The organism is Roseateles sp. UC29_93, from assembly GCF_042695725.1.
Lineage (GTDB): Bacteria > Pseudomonadota > Gammaproteobacteria > Burkholderiales > Burkholderiaceae_C > Roseateles > Roseateles noduli_A.
Map to the genome: position 1 here is coordinate 416,093 of NZ_CP170545.1, position 12,854 is coordinate 428,946.

The window sequence follows — 12,854 nt, forward strand, 5'->3', positions numbered from 1 at the left end:
CAGCGGATCAGCGGATCGTCGTCATCGAGCGCATCGCCTTGACCGCGCCCTCGCCCATCGACGCGCCGAAGCGCTTGGCGATGCGTTCGGCGACGTTGTCGCGCGGCGTGTAGTCGACGACGTCCTCGGCCTTCACCACCTCGCGGGCGACGTAGTCGAGGTTGCCCGTGCCGTCGGCCAGGCCGAGCTGGATCGCCTGTTCGCCGTTCCAGAACAGGCCGGAGAACATCTCCGGCGTTTCCTTGAGCCGCGTGCCGCGCCCCTCGCGCACGACCGCGATGAACTGCTGGTGGATCTGGTCCAGCATCGCCTGCGCGTAGGCCTGCTGCTTCGGGGTCACCGGCGAGAACGGATCCAGCATCCCCTTGTTCTCGCCCGCCGTCATCAGGCGTCGTTCGACGCCGACCTTCTTCATCACCTCGGTGAAGCCGAAGCCGTCCATCAGCACGCCGATCGAGCCCACCACCGACGCCTTGTCGACGTAGATCTCGTCCGCGCCCGCGGCGATGTAGTACGCGCCGGAGGCGCAGATCTCCTCGACGACCGCGTACACCTTCTTCTTGTGCAGCGCCTTCAGGCGCTTGAGCTCGTCGTTGACGATGCCCGCCTGCACCGGGCTGCCGCCCGGCGAGTTGATGCGCAGCACCACCGCCTGCGACCCCTGGTCCTCGAACGCGGCCTTCAGCGCGGCGTTGATGAGCTCGGCGCTGGCCTCGGTGTCGGGGGCGATCTCGCCGCGCACCTCGACGAGCGCCGTGTGCGGCCCGGTCGTCGCGCCACCATGGTGCTTGGTCGCGAACATCGACCAGATGAACAGCAGCAGCACCGACACCCAGATCAGCCGGAAGAAGGTCTTCCAGCGCCGGTCGCTGCGGCGGTCGCGCAGGTAGTCATGGGCGAACTGCTCGATCACGTGCTCGTAGCGGCCTGGCAGCGGCGAGGCACCGGCCGAGGCCTGCGAGGCGGACGCCGTCGCGGAAGCAGGCGCGGCGGGCGCCGCGGCCTTCAGGATGTCCTCCGGGCGCGCCGTCGCGTCGGGGATCGGGCGCGGCAGGTCGCTGCCGGCGCTGGAGTCGTCGTTGGGGTTCATTCAATCCTCGAAAACGGGTCGCGTGTCGCGGGAGGGATACCAGAAGACCTGGCCGTCGCGCTCGCGCACGTCGAGCTTGGTCAGGCCGAAACGGCCGCACATGCCGGTCACGCAGCGTCCGTCCCTCGGGTGGTACACGGCGCCGTGGATGCTGCAGATGATGTATTCCTTCTTGCTGTCCAGGAACTCGCCCTCCTGCCAGTCCATCTCGGTCGGCACGTGCGCGCAGCGGTTCAGGTAGCCGACGACCTCGCCGTCGAAGCGCAGGACGAACGCCGAGGCGGGCTGGCGGAACTGCAGCACGTCGAAGGTGTGCGCGCGACCGCGTTCCTCCAGCTCGGAGGAGGCGCACAGCGGCACCGGGGGCAGGTCTTGCTCGGGGGTCATTCGGAAGGGGTCCGGGAAGCGGGACAGATCGGAGGGAAATCAGGAAGCAGTCAGGCGTGGGTCAAGCGTTCGTCAGCAGCCAGTCGCGCAGCGTCGGCACATCGTGCGCGACCAGCAGCGGCTCGAAGCCGCGCAGCGATTCGTGCTCATGCGCGCCGTACGTGACCGCCACCGCCGGGCAGCCGGCATTGCGCGCCAGCTGCAGGTCGTGCGTCGTGTCGCCGATCATCAGCGTGCGCTCGGGGTCGGCGCCGAACTCGCGCATCAGCTCCAGCAGCATCTGCGGATTCGGTTTGCCGGCGGTTTCGTCCGCGGTGCGGGTGCCGTCGAACAGCGTCTTCATGTCCACGGCGGCCAGCGCCTCGTCCAGGCCGCGGCGGCTCTTGCCCGTCGCCACGGCCAGCCAATGGTGCCGCGCCTTCAGGTCGCGCAGCAGTTCCGGCACGCCGTCGAACAGCGTCACCTCGTGCGCCGACGCGAAGTAGTGGTGCCGGTAGCGCTGGCCAAGCTCCGGATACCGCGACGGGTCCAGGCCCGGCAACGCGTACTGCAGTGCCTCGATCAGGCCCATGCCGATGACGTAGGCGGCGCGCTCGCGCGACGGCGGCTCCAGGCCGAGGTCCGCCGACGCGGCCTGCATGCAGCGCACGATCAGCGCGGTGGAGTCGAACAGGGTGCCGTCCCAGTCGAAGACGATCAGATCGAAGCGTTGAGGCATGGCAGTCCGCAAGAGGTCGTCAGGGCGCCGGGCGGCGCAGCGCGGCCAGCAGTTTCTCGCACTCCGGCGGCAAGGGCGCCTCCAGGGTCAAGGTCTCGCCGGTCGCCGGGTGCACCACGCGCAGTTGGCGCGCATGCAGGAACATCCGGTCGAAGCGCAACGCGCCGCGGGCCAGCGCGCGGTTGGCCTCGAAGTCGCCGTACTTGGGATCGCCGACGATCGGGTGGCCCTCGTGGGCCAGGTGGACCCGGATCTGGTGCGTGCGACCGGTCTTGATCGTGACGTCGAGCAGGCTGTAGCCGCCGCTGCCGGCGGCCTTGCCACTGTTGCCGCCGCTGTCGCCCGAATACGCTTCGACCACCTTCACCAGGCTGATCGACCGCTTGGCCTGGTCCGCCTGCGGATCCTTGGGATCGGGCACCGCCCTCACCCAGCGCTCGCCGTCGCTGCCGACGAACTTCAGCAGCGGGACGTCCACGACCTTCTTTCCCTTCGCCCACGCACCGGCGACCAGCGCTGCGTAGGTCTTGCCGGTCTCGCGGTCGCGCAACTGGTCCTGCAGGTGCGTCAGCGCGCTGCGCTTCTTGGCGATCATCAGCAGGCCGGAGGTTTCCTTGTCCAGCCGGTGCACCAGCTCCAGGAACTTCGCCTGCGGGCGTGCGCGCCGCAGCTGCTCGATCACGCCGAAGCTCACGCCCGAGCCGCCGTGGACCGCCACGCCGGCGGGCTTGTCGACGACGATCAGGTGCTCGTCCTCGAAGACGACCGGGAACTCGCGGGCGGGAACGGCGGCGGCCTGCTCGGCGGGCTTCTCCGCCAGGCGCACCGGCGGCACGCGTACCACGTCGCCCACGGCCAGCCGCGAGTCGGCGCTGCAGCGGCCCTTGTTGATGCGCACCTCGCCGGACCGGATGATCCGGTAGACCAGCGTCTTGGGCGCGCCCTTGAGTTCGCGGATCAGGAAGTTGTCCAGCCGTTGTCCGGCGGAGCCCTCGTCGACGGTCAGTTGACGGACCTGCGCCGAGGCGACGGGCGTCACCGTCGCCGCAGGCGGCGGCACGGCCGGCGCCGCAGACACGGCCGAAGCGGCCGAAGCGGCCGAAGCGGTTTTGGGGGGCGCGGCCCCCCTCGCGGCACTGCGGGCAGTCCCTGGGGCGGCCTTGCGGGCTTTAGCCCCTATAATGCTGCTTGCCACGTTTCCGTTGTAAGTATTTGATTTTTCTCATTTTACTCGGACGTGCGCGTTCGAGGTCGACGAGAACGTGGCGGTGAGCAGTCATTGTGAGTAGGCTGCTCATCACTTTTGGTGATGCAACGTCAGGTCATCGAGGTCGGGCCCGCTTCCCAAAGCGAGCGGGCAGGCACCGAGGCCGGACGGCAGAGCAACGTCGTCAGAACCATGCCCATGTGGCCGGTCGCATTCCAGGATGTCGGCAGGCGGCGCGGGCAGCACAACAAGGTTTCACGACGTCAGAAGACGGGCGCAAGCCCCGGCGCTGACGTCAGCACCCAGGCTCCGTTTCCGGATGTTTTCTTCGGTCCATTCCACCCCCCGCCGCCTGCGAGCGCGTGTTGGCTTCGTCCACACGCCAGGCTCCGGCCGTGGTCGGGTCGCGCCTCAGTCGGCGCGCTTGAGGACCCAAACAGCCGATCCGGGGCCCGCGGCGCACGCGCCAACGCTGCATCGCTGAACGGTCGAACGAGCCGTTCAATTTGCAGTCCAGGGCGATCCTTTCATTGGTTCTTTCGCGTTTCTCGTGCATCGGTCGAATCGCCCGCCGGTGAATCTCCGGCGGCGGTTCTGAGGTACGCGCGTCAGCGGCAACGCCCTGGCGTGGAGGAGAACTGATGAAACGCATGCTGATCAACGCGACGCAGCAGGAAGAGCGTCGCCTGGCCATCGTCGATGGCCAGAAGCTGTTGGACTTCGAGACCGAGATCGAAGGCCGCGAACAGCGCAAGGGCAACATCTACAAGGCGGTCGTGACGCGCGTCGAGCCGTCGCTGGAGGCCTGCTTCGTCGATTACGGCGAGGACCGCCACGGCTTCCTGCCGTTCAAGGAAATCTCGCGCCAGTACTTCCGCGAAGGCGCCGACGTGCGCTCCGCCAAGATCCAGGACGTGATCAAGGAAGGCCAGGAGCTGCTGGTCCAGGTCGAGAAGGAAGAGCGCGGCAACAAGGGCGCGGCGCTGACGACCTTCGTGTCGCTGGCCGGCCGCTACCTGGTGCTGATGCCCAACAACCCGCGCGGCGGCGGCGTCTCGCGCCGCATCGAGGGCGAGGACCGTGAAGAGCTGAAGGACGCGCTCGACCAGCTCGAGTACCCGAAGGGCATGTCGCTGATCGCCCGCACCGCCGGCATCGGCCGTTCCGCCGCCGAGCTGCAGTGGGACCTGAACTACATGCTCAAGCTCTGGACCGCCATCGACGAAGCGTCGGGCGGCAAGGGCGCCTTCCTGATCTATCAGGAGTCGTCGCTGGTGATCCGCGCGATCCGCGACTACTTCACCGCCGACATCGGCGAGATCCTGATCGACACGGACGACATCTTCGAACAGGCCCACCAGTTCATGTCGCACGTGATGCCGGAGACGGCACACAAGGTCAAGCGCTACCGTGACGACGCGCCGCTGTTCAGCCGCTTCCAGATCGAGCACCAGATCGAGACGGCCTTCAGCCGCACGGTGAACCTGCCGTCGGGCGGCGCCATCGTGATCGACCACACCGAGGCGCTGGTCTCGGTGGACGTGAACTCGGCGCGCGCCACCCGTGGCGGCGACATCGAGGAAACCGCCACCCGCACCAACCTGGAAGCCGCCGACGAGATCGCGCGCCAGATGCGTCTGCGGGACCTGGGCGGCCTGATCGTCGTGGACTTCATCGACATGGAGGAGTCCAAGAACCGCCGCGAGGTCGAACAGCGCCTGCGCGACGCGCTGCGCCAGGATCGCGCCCGCGTGCAGTTCAGCTCGATCAGCAAGTTCGGCCTGCTGGAACTGAGCCGCCAGCGCCTGCGCCCGGCGCTGAGCGAAGGCAGCCACATCACCTGCCCGCGCTGCAACGGCACCGGCCACATCCGCGACACGGAGTCCTCCGCGCTGCAGATCCTGCGCATGGTCCAGGAAGAGTCCATGAAGGACAACACCGCCGCCGTGCACGTGCAGGTGCCGGTGGAAGTGACCTCGTTCCTGCTCAACGAGAAGCGCACCGAGATCACCAAGATCGAACTGAAGCAGCGCGTGACCGTGCTGCTGGTGCCCAACCGTCACCTCGACACGCCGAACTACAAGCTCGAGCGCCTGCGCCACGACGATCCCCGCCTGGAGAACCTGCAGGCGAGCTACACGATGATCGAGGAGCAGCAGGAAGAGGAAAGCATCACCCGCCGCGGCGCCGAGAAGAAGAACAAGCAGGAGCCGCTGATCAAGGGCATCCTGCCGGAGCAGCCGGCCCCGATGCCGGTCGCGCCCGCGCCCAAGGCTGTCGAGCCGGTGGCTGCCGCCCCGGTGGCGGCGCCTGCCGCCGCAGCCGCGCCCGTGGCCGCCGGTGGTGGCTTCTTCGGCTGGATCAAGAGCCTGTTCGGTGGCGAGCCTGCGCCCGCACCGGCGCCGGCCCCCGCAGCCAAGTCGGCCGAGCCCGCCAAGAAGGAACGTGGCGAGCGCGGTGAGCGTGGCGAACGTGGTGGTGATCGCGACCGCAACGGCGGCCGTGGCGGCGATCGCAACCGCCGTGGCGAACGCGGCGAGCGCGGTGAACGCGCCGGCGGTGAACGCGGCGAGCGCGGTGAACAGAAGGCCCGCGACGGCAAGCCGCGCGGCGAAGGCAAGCCGCAGCAGGAAGGTCGCGCCGAGCGTCCGGAACGCGGCGATCGCGCCGAGCGTGGTGAACGCGCCGAGCGCGGCGACCGTGCAGAGCGTGGTGAACGTGGCGGCGACCGTGGCGAGCGCGGCGGTGACCGTCCGCGCCGCAACGAGCGCGCCGACAAGCCGGAACAGGCCGTCGAAGGCGCGCCGCGTCAGGAACGCACCGAACGCGGTGATCGTCCGGAGCGTGGCGACCGTCCGGAGCGCGCCGAGCGCGGTGACCGGGGCGAGCGCGGCGAAGGCCGCCGCCGCCGCGAGGAACGCCCCGCCGACGTGAACCAGGAGCAACTCGCCACGCTGGCCGGCACCGAAGCGGCCAACGTCGAGTCGCCGATCGCGTTCGCCGACACGCAACCGCTGGAGACGCCGCTGGGCGAAGCCGGCGACGAGCGCCAAGGCCGTCGTCGTCGTCGTCGCGGCAACCGTGATCGCGGTGATGGCGTCGAGGGCGCGGAGCAGGTCGAAGGCGCGCTGGTCGAAGGCCAGGCCCCGACCGGCGAGACCTCGTTCGCTGATGGCGCCGAGTCCGCCGCCGCCCCGGTGGTCGAGGGCGACGCCCCGGCCGGCGAGGAAGGCGCGGAAGGCGGCGCGGAAGGCCAGGGCCGCCGTCGTGGCCGTGGTCGCGACCGTTATCGCCGTGACCGCCGCGAAGGCGAAAGTGAAGGCGCGCCGGTCGATGGCGTGAACGCCGCGGGCGACGTCGCTCCGTCGCCGGCAGTCGCCGCGCTGGACGGCATCGTGCTGGATGCCGGCGCCGCGCCGCGTCAGCTGGAACTGGGCGACGAGCCGAAGCAGGCACCGGTGCAAGCGCCGGTGGCCGCTGTCGCGCCGACGCCGGCTCCGGTCCAGGCCCCTGCCCCGGTCGCTGCGCCTGCCATCGCGGCAGCCGCGCCGGCCCCGGCCTCGGTGCCTCGTTTCGAGCTGCCGATGACCGAGCTCAGCGCCGTCGCCGAAGGCGCCGGCCTGGTCTGGGTCAACAGCGACGCCGACAAGATCGCAGCCGCCAAGGCTGCGATGGCTGCCGAGCCGGCCGCCGCGCCGCTGGGCCGCGAGCCCGCGCCGGTGGTGGTGGTCGATGAGGGCCCGCTGGTGCTGGTCGAGACCCGCAAGGATCTCAACCAGATCAAGCTGCCCTTCGAAGCGTAAGGCAACGACGATCGCGCCTGATGGAGGCCGGTTGATCGACTGAAGATCGCGGCGGACACCCACCGGTGTTCGCCGCCAAGCCGCCGAGGCCCTGCCCGGCGGCTTTCCTTTTGGGGCGTCACGAGCGCCTCGCGACATGACGGAGACAGACTCTTGAACACCCCCTCCACCATCGCCGCCCCTGGGGGCGACGCGGCAGGCGCGGCAGACTCGGCGGCGAAGGCCAAGCCGAAGATGCCGCCGCAGATCCCGTACATCATCGCCAACGAGGGCTGCGAGCGCTTCAGCTTCTACGGGATGCGCAACATCCTGACGGTGTTCCTGATGACCAGCCTGCTGCTGGCGATCCCGGAGCCGCTGCGCAAGGGCGAGGCCAAGGAGGTGTTCCACACCTTCGTCATCGGCGTCTACTTCTTCCCGCTGCTGGGCGGCTGGCTGTCGGACCGCTTCTTCGGCAAGTACAACACCATCTTCTGGCTGAGCCTGGTGTACTGCGCCGGCCATGCCTGCCTGGCGATCTTCGAGAACAACCTGCGCGGCTTCTACTTCGGCCTGTTCCTGATCGCGCTGGGCTCGGGCGGCATCAAGCCGCTGGTGAGCTCGTTCATCGGCGACCAGTTCGACAAGAGCAACCGCACGCTGGCGCAGAAGGTCTTCGACGCCTTCTACTGGATCATCAATTTCGGCTCGTTCTTCGCGTCGCTGCTGATGCCGATCTTCCTGGACAAGTTCGGCGCGAGCGTGGCCTTCGGGATCCCGGGCGCGCTGATGTTCCTCGCGACGGTGATCTTCTGGAGCGGCCGCCGCAAGTACACGCACGTCCCGGCCGGCGAGTCGCACCGCGACCCCCACGGCTTCCTGAAGGTCGTGCGCACGGCGCTGCTGTCGCAGGCGCCCGGCCAGGGCCGCGGCGGGCTGTTCGTCGCGGGGCTGGGCGTGGTGCTGGCCATCGGCGCGCTGCTGCTGACGCCCAACCTCGGCTTCGTGATCGCGTTCTGCTCGGCGCTGGTGCTCGTGATGGGCTTCGGCGGTATCGGCGCGTGGATGCAGCTGGAGCGCGCCCGCGCGGTGCACCCGGCCGAGGCCGTCGAAGGCGTGCGCACGGTGCTGCGCCTGCTGGTGCTGTTCGCGCTGGTCACGCCGTTCTGGTCCCTGTTCGACCAGAAGGCCTCGACCTGGGTGCTGCAGGCCGACCAGATGGCCAAGCCCGAGTGGTTCAAGTCCTCGATGATGCAGGCGTTGAATCCAGCGCTGGTCATGATCCTGATCCCGTTCAACAACCTGGTGCTGTATCCGCTGTTGTCGAAGCTGGGCCTGAAGGTCACCGCGCTGCGCCGCATGGGCGCGGGCATCGCCTTCGCGGGCCTCGCCTGGATCGTGGTCGGCGGCCTGCAGCTGTGGATCGACGGCGGCCACGCGGTCGACATCACCTGGCAGGTGCTGCCCTACGCGCTGCTCACGCTGGGCGAGGTGCTGGTGTCGGCGACCGGTCTGGAGTTCGCCTACAGTCAGGCGCCGCTGGCGATGAAGGGCGTGATCACGAGCTTCTGGAACCTGTCGGTGACGATCGGCAACCTGTGGGTGCTGCTGGCCAACTCCAGCGTCAAGGGCGCGGCGGTGACGGCCTACATCCAGTCGACGGGCACCAGCGTCACGGCCTTCCAGATGTTCTTCTTCGCCGGCTTCGCGCTGCTCGCGGCGATGCTCTTCGCGCTGTATGCGCGCGGGTACCGGATGCAGGACAACTACCGGGGCTGACGGTCCACCGCCCCGGCAGATTCACGAAGATTCACGCGGAATCACGCAGACTCAAGCACATCCAGGGAGACACGCACATGGCTCGAATCCTTTCCCTCGTCGCCGCGCTGGCGGTGCAGGCCGCGGTGGCGGTGCCCGCCGCGATGGCGCAGGACAGCGTCAAGCTCAACATGGTGCCGCTGCCGTCGACGCGGCAGCAGGTGGACATCGCCATGGACATGAAGATGAACATGTCCATGCAGCTGCCGCCGAACGCGACCGAGCAGCAGCGCGCGCAGATGGCGCAGATGAAGGCCTCGATGCCCATCACGATGAAGATGGGCATGCGTCAGGATCTGTCGACGACGGCGAAGGGCGCAGACGGTGCCTACACGCTCAACGCCGAGGTCACCACGCTCCAGAGCGAGATGCGCGACGGCACGGGTCAGGCGCGGCCCATGCCGCCGCAGGGCCCGATGCGTTTCAGCGCGCAGCTGAAGGACGACCAGTTCGAGAAGATCGATCTGCAGCTGTCCAACGCCGGGCAGGCGCAGGCGCTGAGCAAGGAGATGCAGGAGAAGATCTTCAACCAGAGCTTCGACTGGATGCGCAAGTTCAACGGCAAGTCGCTGAAGGTCGGCGAGACCCTCGAGATGCCGATCGACATGAACCTGCCAATGGCGTCGTCGAAGGCCGGCAAGCTGCTGGGCCGGTACACGCTGACGTCGGTGAACAAGGGCATCGCGTCGTTCGACGTGGACGTGCGGATGGACATGAGCTTCGCCGCGCCGGCACCGGCGGCCTCGGGCGCGTCGGCGCCGGCGGGTCCGGTGGAGGGCGCGATGACCGGCTCGGGCCGCGGCAAGATGGACCTGCGGCTCGCGGATCGCCTGATGGTGCGCAGCACGATGGCGATGACGATGGGCGTGGACATGGCCGGCCCGCAGGGCAACAAGATGCGCATGGACATGGAGATGTCCATGACCGGCACCGGCAAGGCGCTGCCGCCGGGGGCGAAGAAGCCGGCCGCGCCGGCGAAGCCCGCGACGAAGGGCTGATCGCTCGCTCGTCGTTGATCGGAAGATTCAACGGCACCATGAAGAAGACCGCCCTCGGGCGGTCTTCTTCTTTCTTCGGCAGGTCATGGAAGCAACCGGTACAGGTTGAGCACGATCCCCAGAATTCCAAAACCTCCGCCGATGGTCACGATGGTCCAGCACAAATGGGCGCCGAATCGCCGCTCCATCACCGACAGGATTTCCGTCTTGGCCTTGTCCACATCCTTCTTGGATGCCAGTTCGTCCTTCACGTCCTGAAACCTCGCCTTGATCTCGTCGCCCACGGCATCAGTGGCGGCGTGCGCGTCGCTCTCGGACACGCCGGCACGGCGCAGTGCGATGAACATTTTGATTTGCATAAGCCCTCTCATCTCAAGTTGCACAGCCAGAGCCAGCAATCTACGCATCGCGGCAAGCCCTGGCACTGGCTGGTTCTGAGGCTCTTGGTCGAGATGTGCGACGGATGAGTCGTCGTGATCCTCAACTTGTGGAGGTGGAAGCACTCACGTCCTGGCGCGGCGGCGGACTTCGCGCATGCCGCGCATGGTGGGAATGACCTCGCGCATCACCTGCAGGAACGCGCGCAGCCGGGCGGGCTGGAGTCGGCGCGAGGGATAGACCAGCGAGATCGGCAGCGGCGTCGCGCACCACTCGGGCAGCACGCGCACGAGACGCCCTTCGGCCATGTCGTCGAAGACGGCCCACTGCGACACCAGCGCGAGGCCCAATCCGCGACGTGCCGATTCGATCAGCGCGAAGAGGCTGTCCGTCCCCAGGCGCGGACGGAACGCGATGTGCATCCGCGCCTCGCCGTCCGCGGCGCGCAGATCCACGCCGTCGCGATAGAACGCCAGCAGCGCCAGCCACGGCTGCTCGCCGAGCAGTTCGGCGATCTCCTCCGGCGGCCGCTTGCCCAGGCCCTTGGGCAGCTTCTTCGCGAGCTGCGGCGTCGCCACCAGCACGCGGGGAATCTCGGCCAGTTGCGTGGCGACCAGGTTGGGCTGACTGATCTCGCCGACCAGCAGCGAGCAGTCGACGTTCTCGCGGCTGAAGTCCGGCAACTGGTCCTGCAGCATCCACTCCACCGACACTCTCGGGTGCTTGGTGAGGAAAGCCGCGAGCGGCTCGATCAGCTGACTCTGCCCGAAGGCATGCGGCACGCGCAGCCGAAGGGTGCCGGACAGCTCCCCGCCGCCTTCGAGTTCTTCCGCGAGGGACTGCCAGCCGTCGATCAGGTCCTGCGCCTGCGCGGCGCAGCGTTCGCCCTCCTCCGTCAAGCGGAGCCCGCGCGTGGAGCGCTCGACGAGCCGGGCGCCGAGCAGCGACTCCAGCATCTGCACGCGGCGGCTGACGGTCGGCTGCGTGGTCGCGAGCTGCAGCGCGGCCGCGGAGAAGCTGCCCGCCTCCGCCACGCGGAGAAAGGTCTGCAGCAGTGCGAGGCGGTCCTGGCCGCTGTCCCGGTTGGCGTCGTTCATGGCTCGCTTTATACGCCGTGCGTATGGGCGCTGTGCAAGCCGGACCGGTTCCCGCCAAGGCCTTGAATCCGAAGAATGCGGGTCATCGGGTGCTCACCCACCTCGCCTCCTTCCTCTTCACGCCATCTTGACCCATCCTTCGGGAGTTGCCATGTCCAGCCTTCCCATGCCTTCAAACGCCGCCGCCGCCGCGCCGCGCGATCCCGCCACCCCGTCCGCGCCGCTGATCGTGCTGCTGGCGGCGTCGGCCGGCCTCGGCGCCGCGTCGCTGTACTACAGCCAGCCGATCCTGGCGCCGCTCGCCGAGGACCTGCATGCCTCGACCGCCGGCATCGGCGCGGTGCCGATGCTGACGCAGCTGGGCTACGCGGCCGGCATCCTGCTGCTGACGCCGCTCGGCGACCGCTTCGATCGCCGCAAGGTCATCCTGACCAAGTTCGTGCTGCTGATCGCCACGCTGCTCCTGTGCGGCTTCGCGCCGGGCTTCGCGCCCTTCCTGGTCGCGAGCGCGGTGCTCGGACTGACAGCAACGCTGGCACAGGACGTCGTGCCGATGGCCGCCTCGCTGAGCCCCGCGGAGCATCGCGGCCGCATCGTCGGCCAAGTGATGACGGGACTGCTGCTCGGCATCCTGCTGTCGCGCGTGATGAGCGGCGTGATCGCGCAGGCGCTGGGTTGGCGCTGGGTCTACGGCCTGGCGGCGCTGGCGCTGACGGTCGCGGGCCTGGCCAGCTGGCGCTGGCTGCCGTCCTCGCCACCGGCGATGCGCACGACGTATGGCGCGCTGCTGGGCTCGCTCGGCGGCCTGTGGCGGACGCTGCCGACGCTGCGTCGCGCAGCGATCGCCCAGGCGCTGCTGGCCGTGGCGTTCAGCGCGTTCTGGTCGACGCTGGCGGTGATGCTGCACGAGCGCTTCGGGCTGGGCAGCGCGGTGTCGGGCGCGTTCGGCCTGGCGGGCGCGGCGGGTGCGCTGGCTGCGCCGCTGGCGGGACGCATCGCCGACAAGCGCGGCCCCGGCGTGGTGACCAAGCTGGGCTCGCTGCTGGTGGCGCTCTCCTTCGCCGCGATGTCGGTGACGGCGTGGCTGGACCGCGGCGCGGCGATCGTCGTGCTGGTGGTGCTCGCGATCGTCTTCGACTTCGGCGTGCAGGCCGCGCTGGTCGCCCACCAGACGATCGTCTACGGGCTCGATCCGGCCGCGCGCAGCCGCCTCAACGCACTGCTGTTCACGGGCATGTTCATCGGCATGGCGACCGGCGCGGCGCTGGGCAGCGTGCTGCTCACGCACTGGGGATGGATTGGCGTCACGGGCCTGGCGACGGTGGCGAGCGTCGGCGCCTTGCTGGTGCGGCTCACCGCCGACGAATGACGCCACGCGC

General features: G+C 68.9%; 10 protein-coding genes. 4 read left to right on the forward strand and 6 right to left on the reverse strand.

All coding sequences use genetic code 11. The features are described 5' to 3' along the window. Nucleotides 1-7: 7 nt before the first annotated feature. From ACFJIX_RS01885 to ACFJIX_RS01900, 4 genes are all read right to left on the reverse strand, one after another. Nucleotides 8-1,090 (reverse strand): S49 family peptidase, encoded by a 1,083-nt coding sequence (locus tag ACFJIX_RS01885; RefSeq protein WP_377157332.1) that lies wholly within the window; start codon nt 1,088-1,090, stop codon nt 8-10. Further along, on the reverse strand, nt 1,091-1,477 hold the full coding sequence (locus ACFJIX_RS01890) for a Rieske (2Fe-2S) protein (RefSeq protein WP_377157334.1): 387 nt from the start codon (nt 1,475-1,477) through the stop codon (nt 1,091-1,093). A 61-nt stretch (nt 1,478-1,538) separates the two neighbouring features. After that, nucleotides 1,539-2,195 (reverse strand): HAD family hydrolase, encoded by a 657-nt coding sequence (locus ACFJIX_RS01895; protein ID WP_377157335.1) that lies wholly within the window; start codon nt 2,193-2,195, stop codon nt 1,539-1,541. Nucleotides 2,196-2,214: 19 nt separating this feature from the next. Beyond that, nucleotides 2,215-3,255 carry an RluA family pseudouridine synthase gene (locus ACFJIX_RS01900; RefSeq protein WP_377161551.1) on the reverse strand — a complete coding sequence of 347 codons (1,041 nt, stop codon included), beginning with the start codon at nt 3,253-3,255 and terminating at the stop codon, nt 2,215-2,217. Nucleotides 3,256-4,043: 788 nt separating this feature from the next. Here ACFJIX_RS01900 and ACFJIX_RS01905 point away from each other — a divergent pair. The 3 genes from ACFJIX_RS01905 (at nt 4,044) to ACFJIX_RS01915 (ending at nt 10,000) form a co-directional block, all read left to right on the forward strand. Next, nucleotides 4,044-7,205, forward strand: coding sequence for an Rne/Rng family ribonuclease (locus tag ACFJIX_RS01905; RefSeq protein ID WP_377157337.1), 3,162 nt, complete (start codon nt 4,044-4,046; stop codon nt 7,203-7,205). A 234-nt stretch (nt 7,206-7,439) separates the two neighbouring features. Continuing rightward, entirely contained in the window at nt 7,440-8,963 is a 1,524-nt protein-coding gene (locus ACFJIX_RS01910) for an oligopeptide:H+ symporter (protein WP_377161553.1), read from the forward strand. A gap of 77 nt (nt 8,964-9,040) precedes the next feature. Then, a complete protein-coding gene (locus ACFJIX_RS01915; protein ID WP_377157339.1) occupies nt 9,041-10,000 on the forward strand; it encodes a hypothetical protein in 960 nt (319 codons plus the stop codon). Between the two features lie 83 nt (nt 10,001-10,083). Here ACFJIX_RS01915 and ACFJIX_RS01920 read toward each other — a convergent pair whose 3' ends face one another. Together ACFJIX_RS01920 and ACFJIX_RS01925 are read right to left on the reverse strand one after the other, a co-directional pair. Then, nucleotides 10,084-10,347 carry a hypothetical protein gene (locus ACFJIX_RS01920; protein ID WP_377157340.1) on the reverse strand — a complete coding sequence of 88 codons (264 nt, stop codon included), beginning with the start codon at nt 10,345-10,347 and terminating at the stop codon, nt 10,084-10,086. Nucleotides 10,348-10,503: 156 nt separating this feature from the next. Next, complete coding sequence (locus ACFJIX_RS01925) at nt 10,504-11,475, reverse strand: LysR family transcriptional regulator (protein WP_377157342.1); 972 nt, start codon at nt 11,473-11,475, stop codon at nt 10,504-10,506. Nucleotides 11,476-11,626: 151 nt separating this feature from the next. On the opposite strand from ACFJIX_RS01925, the gene ACFJIX_RS01930 reads away from it, so the two are divergent. Beyond that, the gene (locus ACFJIX_RS01930) at nt 11,627-12,844 is read left to right on the forward strand and encodes an MFS transporter (RefSeq protein WP_377157344.1); all 1,218 of its coding nucleotides are present in this window, start codon (nt 11,627-11,629) and stop codon (nt 12,842-12,844) included. Nucleotides 12,845-12,854: the final 10 nt, after the last annotated feature.